At 68.2% G+C, this 18,624-nt stretch carries 23 protein-coding genes; 10 read left to right on the top strand and 13 right to left on the bottom strand.

From position 1 onward, the window contains the following. Positions 1-17: 17 nt before the first annotated feature. From BLP95_RS02515 to BLP95_RS02500, 4 genes are all read right to left on the bottom strand, one after another. Positions 18-707: a pirin family protein gene (locus tag BLP95_RS02515; RefSeq protein ID WP_089676806.1), complete on the bottom strand. Its 690-nt coding sequence runs from the start codon at positions 705-707 to the stop codon at positions 18-20. Positions 708-799: 92 nt separating this feature from the next. Further along, positions 800-1,405, bottom strand: a complete 606-nt coding sequence (gene wrbA / locus BLP95_RS02510; RefSeq protein ID WP_089676804.1) for an NAD(P)H:quinone oxidoreductase — start codon at positions 1,403-1,405, stop codon at positions 800-802. Positions 1,406-1,690: 285 nt separating this feature from the next. Next, on the bottom strand, positions 1,691-1,981 hold the full coding sequence (locus tag BLP95_RS02505) for a hypothetical protein (protein WP_089676802.1): 291 nt from the start codon (positions 1,979-1,981) through the stop codon (positions 1,691-1,693). Positions 1,982-2,248: 267 nt separating this feature from the next. Next, the gene (locus tag BLP95_RS02500; protein ID WP_089676800.1) at positions 2,249-2,755 is read right to left on the bottom strand and encodes a fasciclin domain-containing protein; all 507 of its coding nucleotides are present in this window, start codon (positions 2,753-2,755) and stop codon (positions 2,249-2,251) included. A gap of 226 nt (positions 2,756-2,981) precedes the next feature. Between BLP95_RS02500 and BLP95_RS02495 the strand changes: the two genes are divergently transcribed. Further along, positions 2,982-3,296 (top strand): YqfO family protein, encoded by a 315-nt coding sequence (locus tag BLP95_RS02495; protein WP_089676798.1) that lies wholly within the window; start codon positions 2,982-2,984, stop codon positions 3,294-3,296. A 44-nt stretch (positions 3,297-3,340) separates the two neighbouring features. Here BLP95_RS02495 and BLP95_RS02490 read toward each other — a convergent pair whose 3' ends face one another. After that, a complete protein-coding gene (locus BLP95_RS02490; protein ID WP_089676796.1) occupies positions 3,341-3,898 on the bottom strand; it encodes an NUDIX hydrolase in 558 nt (185 codons plus the stop codon). Positions 3,899-3,976: 78 nt separating this feature from the next. Here BLP95_RS02490 and BLP95_RS02485 point away from each other — a divergent pair, with 78 nt between their 5' ends. From BLP95_RS02485 to BLP95_RS02470, 4 genes are read left to right on the top strand one after another with little or no spacing between them, the layout of a single operon-like run. Next, the gene (locus tag BLP95_RS02485) at positions 3,977-4,612 is read left to right on the top strand and encodes a CoA pyrophosphatase (protein ID WP_089676794.1); all 636 of its coding nucleotides are present in this window, start codon (positions 3,977-3,979) and stop codon (positions 4,610-4,612) included. A 19-nt stretch (positions 4,613-4,631) separates the two neighbouring features. After that, the gene (locus tag BLP95_RS02480) at positions 4,632-5,300 is read left to right on the top strand and encodes a 2OG-Fe(II) oxygenase (protein WP_089676792.1); all 669 of its coding nucleotides are present in this window, start codon (positions 4,632-4,634) and stop codon (positions 5,298-5,300) included. After that, entirely contained in the window at positions 5,300-6,871 is a 1,572-nt protein-coding gene (locus BLP95_RS02475; RefSeq protein WP_089676790.1) for a PAS domain-containing sensor histidine kinase, read from the top strand. Before BLP95_RS02480 ends, BLP95_RS02475 begins: the two co-directional genes overlap by 1 nt. Next, on the top strand, positions 6,868-7,515 hold the full coding sequence (locus BLP95_RS02470; protein ID WP_089676788.1) for a response regulator transcription factor: 648 nt from the start codon (positions 6,868-6,870) through the stop codon (positions 7,513-7,515). The genes BLP95_RS02475 and BLP95_RS02470 overlap by 4 nt, the downstream gene beginning before the upstream one ends. A gap of 54 nt (positions 7,516-7,569) precedes the next feature. On the opposite strand, the gene BLP95_RS02465 is transcribed toward BLP95_RS02470, so the two are convergent. After that, the gene (locus BLP95_RS02465; protein WP_089676786.1) at positions 7,570-8,343 is read right to left on the bottom strand and encodes a MauE/DoxX family redox-associated membrane protein; all 774 of its coding nucleotides are present in this window, start codon (positions 8,341-8,343) and stop codon (positions 7,570-7,572) included. A gap of 182 nt (positions 8,344-8,525) precedes the next feature. Here BLP95_RS02465 and BLP95_RS02460 point away from each other — a divergent pair, with 182 nt between their 5' ends. Further along, on the top strand, positions 8,526-9,290 hold the full coding sequence (locus BLP95_RS02460; protein WP_245678659.1) for a Spy/CpxP family protein refolding chaperone: 765 nt from the start codon (positions 8,526-8,528) through the stop codon (positions 9,288-9,290). Positions 9,291-9,438: 148 nt separating this feature from the next. Then, on the top strand, positions 9,439-9,879 hold the full coding sequence (locus tag BLP95_RS02455) for a DUF411 domain-containing protein (protein WP_089676784.1): 441 nt from the start codon (positions 9,439-9,441) through the stop codon (positions 9,877-9,879). An 82-nt stretch (positions 9,880-9,961) separates the two neighbouring features. On the opposite strand, the gene BLP95_RS02450 is transcribed toward BLP95_RS02455, so the two are convergent. The 7 genes from BLP95_RS02450 to BLP95_RS02420 form a co-directional block, all read right to left on the bottom strand. After that, positions 9,962-10,936 carry an alpha/beta hydrolase gene (locus tag BLP95_RS02450; protein WP_089676782.1) on the bottom strand — a complete coding sequence of 325 codons (975 nt, stop codon included), beginning with the start codon at positions 10,934-10,936 and terminating at the stop codon, positions 9,962-9,964. Between the two features lie 85 nt (positions 10,937-11,021). Then, on the bottom strand, positions 11,022-11,396 hold the full coding sequence (locus tag BLP95_RS02445; protein ID WP_089676780.1) for a DUF488 domain-containing protein: 375 nt from the start codon (positions 11,394-11,396) through the stop codon (positions 11,022-11,024). Between the two features lie 47 nt (positions 11,397-11,443). Continuing rightward, positions 11,444-11,884: a YtoQ family protein gene (locus tag BLP95_RS02440; protein WP_089676778.1), complete on the bottom strand. Its 441-nt coding sequence runs from the start codon at positions 11,882-11,884 to the stop codon at positions 11,444-11,446. Between the two features lie 90 nt (positions 11,885-11,974). Next, entirely contained in the window at positions 11,975-13,873 is a 1,899-nt protein-coding gene (locus tag BLP95_RS02435) for an ATP-binding protein (RefSeq protein WP_089676776.1), read from the bottom strand. Further along, the gene (locus BLP95_RS02430) at positions 13,870-14,718 is read right to left on the bottom strand and encodes an MOSC domain-containing protein (RefSeq protein ID WP_089676774.1); all 849 of its coding nucleotides are present in this window, start codon (positions 14,716-14,718) and stop codon (positions 13,870-13,872) included. Before BLP95_RS02430 ends, BLP95_RS02435 begins: the two co-directional genes overlap by 4 nt. Positions 14,719-14,769: 51 nt before the next feature. Next, the gene (locus BLP95_RS02425; RefSeq protein ID WP_089676772.1) at positions 14,770-15,114 is read right to left on the bottom strand and encodes a hypothetical protein; all 345 of its coding nucleotides are present in this window, start codon (positions 15,112-15,114) and stop codon (positions 14,770-14,772) included. Positions 15,115-15,175: 61 nt separating this feature from the next. Next, positions 15,176-16,255 (bottom strand): NAD(P)-dependent alcohol dehydrogenase, encoded by a 1,080-nt coding sequence (locus BLP95_RS02420; protein WP_089676770.1) that lies wholly within the window; start codon positions 16,253-16,255, stop codon positions 15,176-15,178. Between the two features lie 188 nt (positions 16,256-16,443). Here BLP95_RS02420 and BLP95_RS02415 point away from each other — a divergent pair, with 188 nt between their 5' ends. The 3 genes from BLP95_RS02415 to BLP95_RS02405 are packed head-to-tail and all read left to right on the top strand — an operon-like array spanning position 16,444 to position 18,513. Continuing rightward, positions 16,444-16,920, top strand: a complete 477-nt coding sequence (locus BLP95_RS02415) for a peroxiredoxin (protein WP_089676768.1) — start codon at positions 16,444-16,446, stop codon at positions 16,918-16,920. 48 nt (positions 16,921-16,968) lie between these two features. Next, on the top strand, positions 16,969-17,394 hold the full coding sequence (locus BLP95_RS02410) for a VOC family protein (RefSeq protein WP_089676766.1): 426 nt from the start codon (positions 16,969-16,971) through the stop codon (positions 17,392-17,394). Positions 17,395-17,448: 54 nt separating this feature from the next. Then, positions 17,449-18,513: an NAD(P)-dependent alcohol dehydrogenase gene (locus tag BLP95_RS02405; protein WP_089676764.1), complete on the top strand. Its 1,065-nt coding sequence runs from the start codon at positions 17,449-17,451 to the stop codon at positions 18,511-18,513. Positions 18,514-18,624: the final 111 nt, after the last annotated feature.

The raw sequence follows: 18,624 nt of genomic DNA, 5'->3' as shown, positions 1-18,624 counted from the left end.
CGACGGCGCCTGGGCGCTCACGGCAAATCGAAGAGCAGGACCTCGGCCGCTTCGATACCCACCACCTCGAGGGGCTCCCCCGGCTCGAAGGACGCCGCATCCCCGGCCACCAGCCGCCGGCCATTGACCCGCGCCTCTCCCCGGGAGACATGCAACCAGGCGTGACGCAAGGGCGGCACCTCCGCTTGCTGGCCGGCATCGAACAACCCGATATGAAGATTCATGTCCTGGTTCACGCTGACGGAGCCGTCACGTCCCTCCTGTGAGACCACCAGCCGCCATTGTCCCTGCCGTTCCTGTGCCGGAAAGGCCTTTTGTTCGTAGCTGGGCGCGATATCCCGCTGCAGCGGCTCGATCCAGATCTGCAGGAAGTGGAGTTCCTCGCTGTCGGAGTGATTGAATTCGCTGTGCAACACCCCGGTGCCGGCCGACATGCGCTGGACATCACCGGGACGCATGACGGCCCCGTTGCCCATGCTGTCCTTGTGAGCCATGGCGCCCGCCAGGACATAGGAGATGATCTCCATATTGCGATGCGGGTGGGCGCCGAAGCCGGCCCCGCCCTGGACGCGATCCTCGTTGATGACACGCAACTTACTGAACCCCATGTGGTCGGGGTCGAAGTAGTCGGCAAACGAGAAGGTGTGCCGCGAGCGCAGCCAGCCATGATTGGCAAGACCGCGCTCATTAGCGAGACGCAGGTTCATGCTTCCTCTCCATAGTAAAAAGGTCGGCAAGGCCCGCGGCGCGGGACCTTGCCGACTGATAACACCCGATATGACAGGAGCGCTGAAAGGAATCAGCCGTTGGCCTTGAGCCGGGCCGCGACCTTGGCCACGGTCTCGCCCTGGAAGCGGGCGATGGTCAGTTCCCGCTCATCGGGCTGGCGCGAGCCGTCGCCACCGGCGATGGTGGAGGCGCCATAGGGAGTACCGCCGCCGACCCGAGAGATATCGAACAACTCCGGGGTGGCATAGCCGATTGGCACGATGATCATCCCGTGGTGGGCCAGGGTGGTCCAGGTGGAGGTAATGGTCATCTCCTCGCCGCCCCCGGTGCCGGTGGAGGTAAAGACGCTGGCCACCTTGCCCACCAGGCCGCCATCGGCCCACAGGCCACCGGTCTGGTCGAGGAAGGTACGCATCTGGCCGGCCATGTTGCCGAAGCGCGTGGGCGTGCCGAAGATGATCGCATCGTAGTCGGCCAGTTCCTTGGGAGACGCCTCCGGGGCCTGCTGGTCAGACTTGCCACCGGCTGACGCCAACGCTTCCGGGTCCATGGTCTCCGGCACGCGCTTGACCGTCACCTCGACGCCGTCGACCCGGCGTGCGCCGTCGGCAATGGTGTTGGCCATCGTCTCGATATGGCCATACATGGAGTAATAGAGAACCAGTACCTTGGTCATGGGTTGTATCTCCTCGGTGGTGTTCTGCTCGCGGTTGTTGCGGGCCGTCGATCTTCCGAACAGACGGGCAATTGCCTGGGTAAGCGATGCCATCAAGCGTCTCCTGTAGGTCCGTGAGGCTAATGACCTACGCGTCTTTCATCCTCGTCGCCCGTTATGGAACCAACGAGGCTCGCCCCACGAAAACATAGCAGTAGTACATGTGTTTTCTGATGAATTGTTTACATCCCAACGAGCGAATTTATCGATGCAGGCTGCAGATTCACCCTGGCAAAATTGTCGCCTTCAGGTGGTCGCCTCACGGGCCGGCGTCAGGGGGTCGCCGGTCAACTCGATGTCGGTGACCCGATGATAGCGAGCCTCCAGGTGCGCGCGCGCCTTGGCCATGGCGGCGCTGCTTCCCTCGCGCTCAAAGGCCGCGGAAAGCGGCGGTACATTCGTCGCGGTTCCCTGGAAGGATGACGAGTTCGACAGAGGCTCGTTCAACTGCAGGGTCAGCGTGGATGCCTGACCGGCCTGGGCGGCCATGGGCATGGCGGCGATCAGGACCGCGGGGAAAATCGACTTGAGTGTCATGATGAACCTCCTGGGTATCGGTATGGCGTGGCGCGAATCCATGGGCGTCGCGATCGAGATCGGTAACCGCGCAAGGTGCGCCCCGGATGGTGATAAGCATGTTAATAGATCGACCATATCGAACAAAAGAGGCTTATTTTGGATTAAACTTTCGATTTAATTGAAATAATATCGACCTCAAGTACCGCGCACAAAAAAGCCGCCCGGGGCGGGGCGGCAAGCAGGGACAGAGCATGGACTAGCAGGTCAGCGGTCTACCGCTGGGACTCACTCAGGCATCAGCACGCTGTCGATCACGTGGATGACACCGTTGCTGGTCTCGATATCGGCCTGGATGACGGTGGCGTCGTCGATCATCACGCTGCCATCCATGGTGGTGATGGTCAGGTCCTGGCCCTGGAGGGTGGTGGCGCTGTCGGCGGCCATGGCGTCCTCGGCCATGATCTTGCCGGACACCACGTGGTAGGTGAGGATCGACTGGAGCTGGTCGCGATTCTCCTCCTCCAGCAGCGACTCCACCGTTCCCTCGGGCAGGGCGGCAAAGGCCTCGTCGGTGGGAGCGAATACGGTGAAGGGCCCCTCGCCCTTGAGGGTCTCGACCAGGCCGGCGGCCTGCACCGCGGCCACCAGGGTCTCGAACTGGCCGGCTTCCACGGCGGTATCGACGATATCCTTCTTCATTCCGTGATGGTCGGCCTGGGCGGCGGCGGAAAGCAGCACGCCTGCGGCAGCGGCGGTCATCCAGCCAACGGTCTTCATCTTCTTGTGGATCATGGTCTCACCTCGTTCACGGTGGCCCCGGCAGAGGGCCTGGTGTGGTCAGGGGAACGACCCGGCGGCGACTGCCGCATAGCTGTACAGGTCAACTTATTTGTACATGTATTGAACAAGAAGTTCACCCCTGTCGCAGAATTTTTTTTCGACGGCAGGCGAGAGGCTGACGAGACGGCCCGGGGTATGGCACAAGGGAGTGGATGACAGACAGTCGAGGAGAGCGATCATGTACAAGCTGGCCTTCTTCGTCCCCGTGGAGGACGCCGAGGCGGTCAAGGAGGCGGTATTCGCCACCGGCGCCGGGCGCATCGGTGACTACGAGGCGTGCTGTTTCCAGACCCGAGGCACCGGGCAGTTCCGGCCGCTGGAGGGCGCCGACCCGCACATCGGGCGGGTCGGAGAACTGGAGCGGGTGGAGGAGCTCAAGGTGGAGCTGGTGTGCGAGGATCCCCTGATCCGCGAGGCAATCGCGGCGCTGAAGCGGGCCCACCCCTACGAGGAGCCGGCCTTCGACGCCTGGCGGCTGGAGCTGTTCGACTGAGGGAAGCCTGACCCTGGCGCCGTCACGCCGAGCTCATGAGCGGGTCAGGCGGAACCAAAGTAGCGCTCGCGATCCTCGGCGGTGATGTCGCTGATATGCAGCGGATAGTCACCCTCGACACGGTCGCGATAGAAGTGCCGCAGGGTACGCTCGATGGTCGGGAAGGCGAGTTCGTCCCAGGGAATCTCATGCTCCTCGAAGAGCGCCACCTCGAGGCTCTCTGGCCCGGCGTCGAAGCCGCCGACCAGGTCGGCCCGGAACATCATGTAGACCTGGTTGATATGCGGCAGGTTGATCAGGGTGTAGAGGCCATGCACGGTCACCTCGGCGCAGGCCTCCTCGAGGGTCTCCCGGGCGGCCGCCTCGACCGTGGTCTCGGCATTCTCCATGTAGCCTGCCGGCAGGGTCCAGTAGCCCTTGCGTGGGGCGATGGCCCGGCGACACAGCAGCACCCGGCTGCCACTCACCGGCAGCGTGCCGGCGACGATCCGCGGGTTCTGGTAGTGGATAGTGCCGCACTCGTCGCACAGGTAGCGGGGGCGATCATCCCCTCGGGGGATCGCGAAACGCACGGTATGGCCACAGTGGCTGCAGAAGTTCATGGGGCTCCCAGGCAGGCGGGCGGGCTTGACGCCGCGGAAGGCGGCCGGGTAGAAGATAGCAAACCCGACGGAAACTCCATGTTAGAGAAACTTCGTGAACGCCTGCAAGCGCACCGCCCGAGCCGCCTGACACTGCGTCTGGCCGAGGCGGCGGTGCTGATGCCCATCGTCGACCGCCCCGAGCCGACCCTGCTGTTCACCCGCCGCGCCGCCCACCTCAATACCCACAGCGGCCAGGTGGCCTTTCCCGGTGGCAAGCGCGAAGCCCACGATCCCGACCTGCTGAGCACCGCCCTGCGCGAATCCGAGGAGGAGATCGCCCTGCCCCCCCAGCGCGTGGAGCTGCTCGGCCGGTTATCGGAGGTGGTCTCGCTGCATGGCCTGAGAGTCACTCCCTTCGTGGGGCTTATTCCGCCCGACCTGCCACTGGTCGCCGACCCCACCGAGCTGGACATCATCTTCGAGGTGCCGCTGGCGCTGTTCCTGGAGGATCGCCGCCACCATACCGACGTCATCCCGGTGGACGGCCGCCCCTGGTATGTGCCCAACTACCACGTCGACGGCCAGGTGATCTGGGGGCTCTCGGCGATGATGCTGGTGGAACTGCTGGCCGAGGGCTTCGGCCAGCCGATCGACCTGCATCGCGAACCTCCGGGGCCGCTGTGCTATTTTCCCGATCGCCTGCTGCGCATCCAGCAGCACGCCACCACCTGAGCCGCGGATCCGACGCCGAATGCAGATTGCCACGCCGAATGCCCCTCCCGTGCTGTCCCCCGCGACCCTGCCCCACCTGATCGACGCCCTGGTGGAACAGGGCTGGTACCTGGGCGAAGGGGTACTCGATGCCGGAGTCTGCGCCGCCCTGCATGCCGAGCTCTGCGACCGCGCCGAGCGCGATGCCCTGGCCGCGGCCGGCATCGGCCGCGGCAACGAGCACGCCCTGCGCCGCGACATCCGCGGTGACGCCATCCACTGGCTCGACCGCGAGAGTCAGGCCCAGCGGCGCTACCTGGCCGCCATGGGCGAGCTGCAGCATGCGCTCAACCAGGCACTGTTCCTGGGGCTCTTCGAGTACGAGGCGCACTTCGCCCACTATCCGCCCGGGGCCTTCTATCGCAAGCATCTCGACAGCTTCCGTGGCCGCGCCAACCGGGTGATCTCCACGGTGGGCTACCTCAACCCCGACTGGCCCGAGGATGGCGGCGGCGAGATGCTGATCTTCGCCCCCGACGACCCCGAGCGCGAGGTGGCTCGAGTCCGGCCGGCGGCCGGCAACTTCGCCTGCTTCCTCTCCGAGACGGTACCCCATGAGGTGCTCCCCACCCGCCTGCCCCGCGCCAGCATCGCCGGCTGGTTCCGGCGCAATGCCTCGCTGGGCGGCCTGGTCGACCCGGCGCGCTGATGACCAGGCAAGGCGACAGCACCACCCGCCTGGCCGACCTCGAGGCGCGTTGTGCCGAGCTGGAGGAGCACAACCGCGCCCTCGCGGCGCAGCGCGACCACTACCAGTGGCTGGCCGAGAGCAGCACCGACCTGATCTCGCGCCATGCCCGGGATGGCACCTTCCTGTACGCCTCCCGTGCCGCCCGCGACCTGCTCGGCTATGAGCCGGAGGAACTGATCGGGGTCTCCGCCTACGACCTCTTCCACCCCGCCGACCTGGCCGACCTGCTCAACAAGTCGCCGCGGGTCTACTACCACGATGGCTTCTACCAGCAGACCTACCGCTTCCGCGCCCGGGACGGCCACTACGTCTGGTTCGAGACCACCAGCCGCACCCGGCGTGACCCGCAGAGCGGCGAGCTGCTCGATATCCTCTGCGTCTCCCGGGACGTGGGCCGCCGCATCCATGCCGAGGCCAACCGCGAGCGCCTGGCGCGGGTGGTGGAATCCACCACCGACCCGGTGCTGTTCATGGACGCCGAGGAGCGCCTCTTCTACGTCAACGAGGCCGCCCGGCGCCTGCTGCACGCCCCGCGCGAGGGCGCCACGCGGCGGCTGGCCGACGCCTACACCGCGGCCTCGCTCGCCGACCTGCGCGACATCGTGCTGCCGGCGGTGGCCCGCTACGGCTCCTGGAGCGGCGAGCTGGAGATGCGCGGCCCCGACGGGCCGGTCCCGGTGCTCAGCGTGGTGATGGCGCACTCCGGGCCCGGCGCCGAGCCCGGCCATGTGTCGCTGCTCAACCGCGACATCCGCCTGCGCAAGGCGGCCGAGGCCCAGGCGCGCCGCCACCAGGACCAGATCGCCCACGCCAATCGCCTGGCCACCACCGGCGAGCTCGCCTCCAACATCGCCCACGAGCTCAACCAGCCGCTGGGCGCCATCGCCAACTACGCCAGCGGCGCCCTGCTCAAGCTCGACGCCGACCCGGCGCCGCCCGCCGAGGCGCTGCGCCTGCCGCTCGAGCGCATCCGCGAGCAGGTGGCGCGCCTCGCCGAGCGGCTGCGCCATATCCGTACCTTCGTGCGCAAGGGGCAGGTGCGAACGCGCCCGCTGGCCCTCGACGAGGTGGCCGACGCCGCCTGCCGGCTCTGCGAGTGGCAGTTCCAGCAGGCCCGGGTCGAGGTCGAGCTGGCCCTGCCGGCAACGCTGCCGCGGGTGATCGCCGACCCGGTGGCGCTGGAGCAGGTGCTGGTCAACCTGCTGCTCAACGCGCTGGAGGCGAGCCGCGAGCGCCCCGGCGCCGAGCGGGTCACCCTGGCGGCCAGGCGCACCGGCCGCCGCGAAGTGACGCTGACGGTGAGCGACCAGGGCCCCGGGGTGCCGTCCGCACAGGCCGCGCGGATCTTCGCTCCCTTCCATTCGAGCCGCCCCGAGGGGCTCGGCATGGGGCTCGCCATCAGCCAGTCGCTGATGGAGGCGATGGGCGGTTCGCTGCGCCTGCTCCCCACGGACGGTTCCGGGGGCGCCACCTTTGCCGCTACACTGCTGGCCGAATCCTCCCCCACCGAGCCCGCCACGCGCCGATGACCGAGACGCCCACGCCCTGTATCGCCATCGTCGACGACGACGACGCCCTGCGCGAGTCGCTCGCCTGGCTGCTGGAGTCGGTGGGCATCGCGAGCCGCGCCTTCGCCGACGGCGAGGCCTTCCTCGCCGCCGACCCGCAGGGCTTCGACACGGTGCTGCTGGACGTGCGCATGCCGGGCCTCTCGGGGCTGCAGGTGCAGCAGCGCCTGGCCGAGCGCGAGCAGGCCCCGCCAGTGATCTTCATGACCGGCCATGGCGATGTGCCCATGGCCGTCGCCGCCCTCAAGGCGGGCGCCCGCGACTTCATCGAGAAGCCCTTCAACCACCAGCAGCTGATCGACACCGTGCAGCAGGCGCTGCTGGCCCACCAGCGGGCCCGGCAGGAAGCGGAGCGGCTTTCCAGCCTGCGCAAGCGCTACGCCGCGCTGCGCCCCAAGGAGCGGGAGATCCTGGTACACGTCGCCGGCGGGCTGACCAGCCGCGAGGTCGCCGAGCGCCTCGGCATCAGCCCCAAGACGGTGGAGGTCTACCGGCTGCGCGCCATGAAGGCGCTGGGCGCCGCCAACCTGGCCGAGCTGGTGCGGCTCTGCGTGGCCCTGGGGCTGGTGGAGGCGCTGCCCGCCTCCCCCAGCGCGGACGACTGAAACGCACCCCGGCCAGCCGGCCACGGCGGCCTGGCCGACAGCAAGCCCACGCCCTCAGGCCACCAGCGCCTTCAGCGGCATCCACAGGCCCATGCCGACCATCACCAGGTTCTCGGTCAGCGACACGAACCCCAGGGGGACATTGCTGTTGCCGCCGACGCAGGCGCACTTCAGCTCGCGCTTGTCGACATAGACGGCCTTGAAGACCGAGACCGCACCCACCGTGCCGATGAACAGGGCCAGGGGGGCGGCGAGCCAGGTCAGGGCACCCGCCAGCATCAGCACGCCGGCCAGGGTCTCGGCGAAGGGGTAGAGGTAGCCGTAGGGCACGTGGCGCTGGGCGAGCAGGTCATAGTTCAGGAACATAGTGCTGAAGCTCTCGACGTCCTGCAGTTTCTGCAGGCCGAGCAGCACCATGGCGGAGGCGATCGCATACTCCGGCATGCGCGCCGTGAGCACGCTGCCGCTGGCCGCCCAGCTGACCGCCAGGCCGATCAGCAGCGCGGTCGCGAAGATGGCGATGACCGGCCGGTAGGAGGTCTCCTGCTCGCCGGGCACGCTCAGGCCCAGGTGGGCGCGGACCTCCTCGTAGCCCCCCACCCGCTCATCGCCGAGATAGACCTGAGGCGTGGTCTCCACCCCGGCCTCCTCCTTGAACGACTCGATCGCGTCCCGGGAGGTCAGGGGATGGTCCTCCACCGAATACCCCTTGCGCCTCAGCAGGTCCAGGGTCTTGAGGCCGAACGGGCAGAGGTGATCGCTCGTCTTCATGCGATAGACACGGGCCACCTCATGCGCGGCGGCGGATGACTTGGCGATGCTGCTCATGGATATCCTCCTTCTGGTGGTCGCCGCTCAAGCCGCGGGAGGCGGGGCGGGAAGGCCCCGCAGCGGGGCGAGCGGAGGATCTTGCTGTTGCCCTTGAGCCTAGAACCCTTGTGTTACCCCATGGTCAAGGCGGGGGAGCGGACCACCGCTTGACCATGGGGTAACCCACAGGTTGTAAGCTCATGATGGACACCAGCCTCGCCTTCCTCTCCCGGGAAGGCAGACGCTCTCTCGACGGCAACATGAGGGTAACGACCATGGGCAAGCACAAGCGGACTCTCGCCATCGCACTGGCCGCCGGCCTGGGCCTCGCCGCCAGCGGCGCGGCCTCGGCGCAGGGTGGCATGGGCCCCGGCACGATGGGCTACGGCCAGGGCGGCATGGGCCCGGGCATGATGGGCTACGGCCCGGGCGGCATGGGGCCCGGCATGATGGGCTACGGCCAGGGCGGCATGGGCCCGGGCATGATGGGCTACGGCCCGGGCGGGATGGGACCCGGCATGATGGGCTACGGCCATCAGGGCATGGGGCCCGGCATGATGGGCTACGGTCATCACGGCATGGGACCCGGCATGATGGGCTACGGCCATCACGGCATGGGGCCCGGCATGATGGGCTATGGTCCGGGCGGCATGGGACCCGGCATGCTGCAGCAGCTCGATCCCGAGCAACGTAACCAGATGTGGGAGCTGATGGAGCAGCACCGTCCAGCCCAGTTCGCGCGGATGGGCGAGATGATGGAGCTGCGCCAGGAGCTGATGACGGCCCTGCACGCCGAGTCGCCCGACCCCGAGGAGGTCCAGTCCTTGCAGGCCCGGATGGGCGAGTTGCAGGGCGAGATGATGGCCGAGATGGTGCGCATGCGCGGCAACATGCTCGACCTGCTCACCGATGAGCAGCGCGAGCGGCTGCGCTGGGGGGCCGGCAGCGCAGACGACGCGCAGTGAAGCGGGCGGGCGCCATCCCGGCGCCCGCGTCACTTGCCCTGGATCATGTCGGACCGCGACGGGTCCGGGGCAGAATTAACCATCGATGACGCCGAGAGCCTCAGGTCGGTACAACACGTCAACCTTTCGCCCCACCAGGAGCCATGCCATGAACCGCCTCGCCCCCACCCTGCTCACCTCTGCCGCGCTGCTGCTCGGCGCCGGCACCGCCCACGCTGCCCTGCCCGACGAGGCGACCCTCTACAAGAATCCCCAGTGTGGCTGCTGCGACGAGTACGCCCGTCACCTCGAGGAGTGGGGCGTCGAGGTGACCGTCGTCGACGACGTGCCGGTCGGCCAGGTCAAGCAGGACGCTGGCCTGCCCTACGGGCTGGGGGCCTGCCACACCATCGAGATGGGCGAGTATGTCATCGAGGGGCATGTCCCCTTCGCGGCGCTGGAGAAGCTCTTCGAGGAGCGTCCCGACACCGACGGCATCGGCCTGGCCGGCATGCCCATCGGCACCCCCGGCATGCCGGGGCCCAAGCAGGAGGCCTGGAACGTCTACCAGTTCCGCGACGGCGAGGCCGCGCCCTTCATGACGCTGTGAGTCGCGGCACCCGGTACAGGGTGCCCCCGAAAGGAACGCCGTCCCGGGCCCTCGCCCGGGGCGGCGTTCTTCGTGAAAGGCATTACTCCCTGAGGATGGTCATGCGCCGGGTCTCGTCCTCGGGGAAGACGCGGCCGCTCTCCAGGGCGGTGAAGAGGTGGCGGAACACCACGCCGGGCTCGCCGAAGGTGGTACCGGAGCGGAAGTAGGAGTGCCCCTTGGGGAAGTCGTAGCGGGTGTTGACGTCGTCGCAGTCCACCGCGAAGACGTTGCGCCCCACCCGGCTCATGTCCTCTGGGCCGGAGTGGCCCAGGCGCCGGGAGGCAATGCGGTTCTTCAGGTTGGAGGCCTTGCTGGCCCGCAGCGCCAGGTCGTCGGAGGCGAAGTAGACGGTGACGTTGCGCGAGGCGTGGGTGATCAGCTCACCGCTGTGCCCCTCCTCCAGCGACTCGTTGACGATATCCGCGGCGACCAGGAAGGTGTTGCGGAACAGCAGCGGCACCCCGCCGGGCAGCGAGTACTTGCGCCACACGCGCAGGGTCTCGCGCAGCACGCGATTACCCATGGAGTGGGCCAGCACGTTGATGCGCTTGAGGCAGGGGGTGGGATCCTGCTCGAACTGCTCGCCCTCGCGCCAGTCGAGGAAGCGCTGCAACACCCGGGCGAAGGAGAAGGCGCTCATGTCGGCGGACTCCTGGTCGTCCCAGTAGTCCTTGACCACGCCCAGGTCGTTGTCGCACGGCCACACCAGCGGCACCGCCAGCACCTCGCCGGGCCGGGCGGCGTCGCACAGCCCCTGGAACTCCGCCACCGCGGCGAAGACATCCTCGGGCAGGTTGGAGAAGCCGTGCAGGTAGATCAGCACCTGGCGCACGTCGGCCTCCTTCAGCCGCTGCAGGAAGGCGGTGCTGCCGATCTCGAGGTAGTCGTCCAGGCCCTGGCGCTCGCAGTAGTAGACCGAGTTGCCGGCGGCGTTGTTGTTGAGGTCGAAGGTGAAGTTGCGATTGACCCGGGTGCGGATGCTCTGGGTAGGGAAACGGTTGGTGATGAACAGCATGGCGGCCACCTCGCGCAGCGGCGGCCGGGACGCCGCCTCACCCTTGAAGTTAGCAGCTGCTGCGGAAATGACCGCCCTGCACCGCTCACGGCGACTCGGCGCGCAGCCGCGGCTCGAGCATGGCCAGGTACTGGGCAAGCACCACGGCGTTGTTGTGCTGCTCGTCCTTGGCGGCGAACACCAGGGTCACGCGCTCCCGGGCGGCGCGCTCGGCCAGCGGGCGCAGGGTCTCGCGATGCGCCTTGAGCTCGGCCAGGTAGCGGCGCCGGAACTCGCCCCAGCCAAGCTCGCCGGCGTGGAAGGCCTTGCGCAGGGCATCGCCGGGGGCGACCTCCTTGGGCCAGTCATCGATGCGGGCGTCGGCCTTGGCCACGCCTCGCGGCCACAGCCGGTCGACCAGCACACGGTGGCCATCCTCGGGCGCAGGCGCCGCAAAGGCGCGCTTGAGGGCCAGGCTCATGGGCGTCCTCCTGTGGTGGGTGACGCCCCCAGTGTAGCCGACTGGCCTCAGGCCTTGAGCACGTAGCGCAGGATCTCGACCACCTGGTCGGTGGTGGTGCACCAGGCCTGGGCCTCGGCGTCGACCTCCTTGAGGGGGTGGACGATCTCCTCGCTGTGCAGGGTGACGTAGGGTTTACCGAGGGCGGCGCAGTAGCCGGCATCGAAGGCGGCGTTCCACTGCTTGTACTTGTCGCCGAAGCGCACCACCACCATGTCGCTCTGCTCGATCAGGGTGCGGGTGCGGATGGCGTTGACCTTGGAGGACTGGTGGTCGCGCCAGAACTGGCTTTGGGTCTCGCCGAGGTGGTCTCCGGCGGCGTCGCTGGCGTCGTGGTCGGTCACCGGGGCGGTGAACACCACATCGAGGCCGGCGGCCTCGGCGCCACGGCGGATCTCGTCGCGCCAGTCGGTGTGGATCTCGCCGGAAAGGTAGACGTGAAAGCTCATGGGGGACTCCTGGGTGTCGGGGCGTGAGGCCCCATGATAGCGCGACGAGGAGTTTTTGGAAAAGTATTCCAATAAATCCCCGTCGCCCCGTCAAACGCTCAGGAAGGAGCGATGGATCTCGCTGCCGTAGCGCCGCACGATCGCCCGCTTGGTGGCGTGGAAGTCGGCGACGCTCGCCTGGCGCCCCTCCTTCGCAAGCTTGCGCGTGGCCAGCTCCTCGGCGATCACCTCCAGGAACAGCTCGGCCAGCAGCAGCCGCGCGGAGTCACGGAAGTGGCCGCGGCCATCCACGTAGAGCTGCACCGTCGGCGCCCCGGTGTTGATCAGGATCTTGCGCTCCTCGGGGCTGTAGACGGCGCGGTCCAGGGTCGCCTCGAGGTTGCGGAACTCGTAGCCGAGGAACATCGCCTCGCCGTGGTCCCGCGCCGGGCCGCGGCGCGGCGCATGGGGTACGCCGCCGTGGCTGTGGTGGGAGGCGTGACGGGCCAGCACGATCTCGCACCAGGCCCAGTAGGCGCCGGCGCGCACGTTGATCTCGCCCCGGGCACCCTCTTCCTCGCCGCTCAGGATCCAGGTGAGGCGCCCCTCCTCGCCGAGCTCCTCCACGCTCACCTGCGCCGGGGCGGCATCGATGGCGAACGAGTCGGGCAGCGCATAGTCGATGGCAAGCACCGCCCCCTCGGGCAGCTGCGCGCGGTCCACCAGCAGCGTGACTTGGAAGGGGTGGCCCGGCCGGCGATAGTAGAAGGGGGTCGTGAAGCGCAGGGCGGTATCGAGCAGCGGCGCCTCGCGGGGCTCGCCCGCCGGCGGCGGCGTGAGCCCCAGGTCCTGCACCGCCGCGCGGCTCATGCGCTGCAGCAGGTGCTCGATCATGTGGTCGGTGCGCCGCGAGGTGGTCGCCCGCGCCAGGTGCCTGAGCTTCTCCTGCTCGGCCAGCACATGGGGCGCGATCAGGCGCGAGACGGCCCGGGAGAAGGCCTGGACGAAGGCGTTGCGGGGGTTGAGCCCCTCGCGCTCGTCGCTGATGATCGCCTCACCCTCGGCGAGCCTCTCGAGCAGCGCCGGGCAGCGCACGCTGCCGAACAGGTACTCGGTGCCCACCTGGTTCTCGAACTCGAACAGCTGGCAGTCCAAGGCCGCCATCCCGGAGAGCACCACCAGGCCGTTGGTGCGGTCGTCGCCGTGCAGGGTCAGCTCCGTCCCCCGTGAGCGCTTGAGGGTCAGGGTGAAGGGGACCTCCCGCTGCTGGAAGACAAAGCTTGCCGGCCGCTCCGGGCCGACCAGCGTCAGCGCCGGCGGCTCCTGGAAGCGGATCCGGCCGCTCTCCTCCACCACCCGGCCGCGCCTCAGGTGCGCCAGGCTCACCGTGCGCCGCTCGAGGATATCGCGCAGGTAGACGTTGTCGGCCAGGGCCTGCACCAGGGTATGGAAGTGGCTGATGGGCACCAGGGGGTTCTCCACCACCATGGTCACCCGGGTGCCGTTGGCGACGATGCCGAGCCGACGATGGTCGCCGTCGCTGGACTCGCGGTCGCCCTCGCCGTCATCGAAGAGGTAGCCGCCGTTTGCGTCGCGGAACAGCTCGATGCGGGTGTGGCGGCCCGCGTGGAGAGTCTCCAGCCAGCCATGACCGAGGCCGTAGATCGCCTGCTTGAGGCCGCGGCCGAAGAAGCCGCGCCCCTCCCCCTCGCCCCGGGAGAGCGGGCTGTGGGCACCGCCATAGGTGAGGATGCTGGCGGCGCGCGCAAACGACATGCCCTCGGCCTGGTCGGTGACCTTGAGCAGGGCGCCGTTCTGATGGCGCTCGTACTCGATGCGGATCTCGCCGCTCGCGCCCTCTTCCCTCACCCCCTCGCCGGCACGCTCGAGGCGCCCGTAGCTGTCGTCGCTGTTGGTGATCAGCTCCACCAGGGCCTTCTCGATGGAGGCGAAGCGGCGCGAGTCGATGCCGATCACGCGCTGGTCGACAGGGATGGCGCCGATGGTCATGGGCGTGCCCTCGCGGTGACGTCATCGCCCACCGCCAACCTCGCCCCCTCACCCTCGAGGACGATGGCGTTCTGGCCGAAGTAGCCGCCGGGCGCCAGCCGTGTGTTCATCTCCACCAGGGTGCGCAGCGGCTCGCCGGGCACGGTGATCTCGCCACTGTGCTGGTCCACGGTGGTGATCTTGCAGCGCTGACACGGCTTGCGCAGCCCCAGGCGCCAGGCGCCGTCGGCCGCGGCCAGGGTGTCCCAGCCATCCTCGGCGAAGGGGGCGGCGTCATCGACCACCAGGCTCGGCCGGAAGCGGCTCATGGACACCGGGTCGAGCCCCTTGGCGGCCAGCCGCCGGTTCACCTCGGCAAGCGAGCCCTCGCTCACCACCAGCAGCGGATAGCCGTCGGCGAAGCCGGTATGGGCGCGCTCGCCTGGCGCCAGGTAATGGGGCTCGACGGCACGGCGATGCTCGGGGGCGAAGCGCACCAGGCGCAGACCGCTGCCGCGCCAGTCGCCCAGCACCGCACCCAGCCAGTCGCGCGCCTCGGCGCCCTCGTCCAGGGCCTCGCAGCAGTCCTCCCACACGTACACCGGCAGGCGGGGAAGCGACTCCGCCACCAGCGGCACACGCAGCGGCGCCGCCGCGGGGTGTTCGAGCACCAGGGCATCGTCCTCGAGGCGCACGCGGATGCTCGCCATGGCCGGCAGCTGACGCTGGGTCACGAAGCGCCCCACGTCGTCCACCACCATCCAGCGGCGATCCCAGGCGAGGCCTTCGGCGGTCAGCTCGGCCGTATCCAGGGCGATGCCGCCCAGCGACTTGACCGGGTAGATGTTGAGCTGGGTGATCTTCACGGCGGGCTCCTGGCAGGGCAATGCCCAGAGCCTATCCCAGCCGCGGGAGGATTACAGCCGGGTGGTCTCGATCACGTAGCCGATGATGGGGTAGCCGGCCTTGCGGGCGGCCTTCTCGGCTTCCAGCTGGGCCTCGATCTTCGAGATGCTGGAGGAGACGTGCTCGAACACCGTGTCCATCTCGAGCTGCTTGGTGCGTACTGCCAGCTTCACTCGGTGGCCGGTCTTCGGCGCGCCGGCGGGCTTGCTGCGCTGGGGCTTGGCGGGGGTGGCGTCGTCGGCGGGCCATTCGGGGGGCTGGGTGGCCGCCTTGCGCCGGGTCTGCTGTTCGTTGTGCATGAATGAGTTGATCTCGCGGCGCATCTGCCGCTCGAACTCGCTGAGTTCCGTTTCCATCGTGTCTCCGTCTACCTCATGGATGGCGGGAGTGTACCAGAACTCCCGCCATCGCAAGGACTCAGGAGACTTCCAGGGCGATCTTGAGCACGCCGTCGCGCTGGTGGGAGAAGAGGTCGTAGGCGTCGACGATCTTCTCCAGCGGGTAGCGGTGGGTGACCATGGGGCCTAGGTCCAGGCGGCCGCTGTCGATGATCTGCATCAGCCGGCGCATGCGCTCCTTGCCGCCGGGGCACAGCGAGGTGACGATGCGATGGTCACCCAGGCCGGCGCAGAAGGCATCCAGCGGGATACTCAGGTTCTCGGAGTAGACCCCGAGGCTCGACAGGGTGCCGCCGGGCTTGATGACTCGCAGCGCCTGCTCGAAGGTCTGCTGCAGCCCCAGCGCCTCGATGGAGGCCTCCACGCCGCGCCCGCCGGTGAGCTTGCGGATCTCGTCCACCACGTCCACCTGGCGGAAGTTGAGGGTGACGTCGGCGCCCATCTTCCTGGCCATCTCGAGGCGCTCGTCGACCCCATCCACGGCGATGATCAGCCCCGCGCCGCGCAGCCTGGCGCCGGCGGTGGCGCACAGGCCGATGGGGCCCTGGGCGAACACCGCCACGCTGTCGCCGATCCTGATGTTGGCGGACTCGGCCCCGGCAAAGCCGGTGGACATGATGTCCGGGCACATCAGCACCTGGTCGTCAGTGAGGCCGTCGGGCACCGGCGAGAGGTTGGCCTGGGCATCCGGCACCCGCAGGTACTCGGCCTGGGCGCCGTCGATGGTGTTGCCGAAGCGCCAGCCGCCCATGGGCTTGTAGCCGTGGGCGTGGTGGCCGCCGTCCTGGGCGCTGCAGCCGTCCTGGCAGGCGTAGGAGGTGAAGCTCGGGCAGATGGCGCCGGCAATTACCCGCTGGCCCTCCCGGTAGCCCTGGACGTTGGCGCCGAGCTTCTCGATCACCCCCACCGGCTCATGGCCCACGATCAGCCCCTTCTCCACCGGGTACTCCCCCTTGAGGATATGCACGTCGGTGCCACAGATGGTGGTGGTGGTGACCCGGATCAGGGCGTCGTTGGGGCCGATGTCGGGGATCGGGCGGTCGTCGATCTCGATGCGGCCGGGCTCGACGAAGACGGCGGCTTTCATCATGGCGGGCATGGCGGACTCCTGGATGGCGAGGAAGGGTGACCCCCTACAGCTATAGCAGGTAAACGCGATACCACCATGACAGGCATCAAGGAGTGGCCGGCCAAGCGTGAAAGGCGGTGTTTGGTGTTCTCCGCCTGGTCGAGGCAGACTGGCGGGTCGCGGTATCCCACCCTTTCATCAGAAGAAGGAAGTGCCCCATGACGATTGCCACCGGCGACCGGTTCCCCGACGTCACCCTCAAGACCAACGGCCCCGAGGGTCCCCAGGATCTCAGCACCGGCGAGTTCCTCGCCGGCAGGAAGGTGGCGCTGTTCGCGGTGCCCGGCGCCTTCACCCCGGGCTGCTCCAACACCCATATGCCGGGCTTCGTGGTCAACGCCGACAAGATACTGGCCAAGGGGGTCGATGCCATCGCCTGCCTGTCGGTCAACGACGCCTTCGTGATGGGCGCCTGGCAGCGCGACCAGAACGCCGAGGCCATCACCATGCTGGCCGACGGCAACGCCGAGCTGACCCGCGCCCTGGGGCTCGAGAAGGACGCCAGCGCCGCCGGCATGGGCACCCGCTGCCAGCGCTTCGCCATGCTCATCGACGACGGCGTGGTGACATACCTGGGCATCGACGAGAAGGGAGTCGACCAGAGCAGCGCCGAGACCCTGCTGGCCCACCTGTAGGACCGGCCTGCCCTGCCCTCGCCCTTATCCACGCAAGAGGAGACTGCCATGAGCCTTGCCCCCTTCCACCTGGCGATTCCCGTCCATGATCTGCCCGCGGCACGCGCCTTCTACGGCGAGGTGTTCGGCCTCGAGGAGGGTCGCTCCAGCGACCACTGGGTGGACTTCGACTTCTTCGGCCACCAGCTGGTGATCCACGAGCACCCGAAGATGCCCTACCAGGACAACGCCCACACCAACGCGGTGGACGGCCACGACGTGCCGGTGCCCCACTTCGGTGTGGTGCTCGGCTGGGACGACTGGGAGGCGCTGGCCAAGCGGCTGCGCGAGCGCGGCACCGAGTTCGTGATTGAACCCTATGTGCGCTTCCAGGGTCAGGTAGGCGAGCAGGCCACCATGTTCCTGCTCGACCCCTGCGGCAACGCCCTGGAGTTCAAGGCGTTCAAGGACATGGGCCAGCTGTTCGCCAAGTGAGGCGGGCGACCCGCCACGCCTCACCAATCCGACGACCCGAGGAGAATCCCTGACATGAGCCAGACCCGCGCCTATGCGGCCTTCGCCGAAGACAAGCCCCTGGCACCCTTCTCCTTCGAGCGCCGCCAGCCGCGCCCGGATGATGTATCCATCGAGATCCTCTACTGCGGCGTCTGCCACAGCGACCTGCACTTCGCCTACAACGACTGGGGCATGACCCGCTACCCCATCGTGCCCGGCCACGAGATCGTCGGTCGCGTCACCGCCGTGGGCGACGCGGTGAGCCACTTCAAGGAGGGCGACTTGGTAGGGGTCGGCTGCATGGTCGACTCCTGCCGCGACTGTCAGCCCTGCCGCGAAGGCGTCGAGCAGTACTGCGAGAACGGCTTCACCATGACCTACGGCAGCGATGACCGCCAGGACGGCAGCCTCACCCAGGGCGGCTACTCCGACCGCATCGTGGTCAGCGAGCACTTCGTGCTGCGCATGCCGGAGGGCATCGATCTCCCCTCCGCCGCTCCCATCCTGTGCGCCGGCATCACCACCTACTCGCCGCTCAAGCACTACGGCGTGAAGGCCGGCCACAAGGTCGGGGTGATCGGCATGGGCGGCCTCGGTCACATGGGGGTCAAGCTGGCCAAGGCGCTGGGGGCCGAGGTGACGGTGTTCACCCGCTCCGAGGCCAAGGTGGAAGAGGCCAAGCGCCATGGCGCCGACCATGTGGTCGTCTCCAGCGACGAGGCGCAGATGGCGGCCGTGGCCGAGACCTTCGACTTCATGCTCGACACCGTGCCGGTGCAGCATGACCTCAATCCCTACCTGGCCACGCTGCGTTACGACGGCACCCATATCCTGGTGGGCCTGATGGACCCCATCGAGCCGCCGGTGGCGGGCTTCAACCTGATCTTCAAGCGTCGCGTGCTGGCCGGTTCGCTGATCGGCGGCATCCCCGAGACCCAGGAGCTGCTCGACCTGTGCGCCGAGCAGGGCATCACCTGCGACGTGGAGATGATCAACATCGACGAGATCAACACCGCCTTTACGCGCATGCAGAAGGGTGACGTCCGCTACCGCTTCGTCATCGACATGCAGTCGCTGAAGCGGGGCGACGCGGCCTGATCGCCGACTACTCTGCATAGGACCCAACGCGGCCGTGGCATTCCTGCCACGGCCGCGTCGTTTTTGGGCATTGGGCTTAGGATTCTCGATGACGACGCCCCTCTCCCTTCG

Origin of the sequence: Halomonas shengliensis, from assembly GCF_900104135.1 — a bacterium.
Classification (GTDB): Bacteria; Pseudomonadota; Gammaproteobacteria; order Pseudomonadales; family Halomonadaceae; genus Halomonas; species Halomonas shengliensis.
Note: the sequence above shows the minus strand (reverse complement) of the source record. Positions and strands in the feature narration are given on the sequence as shown.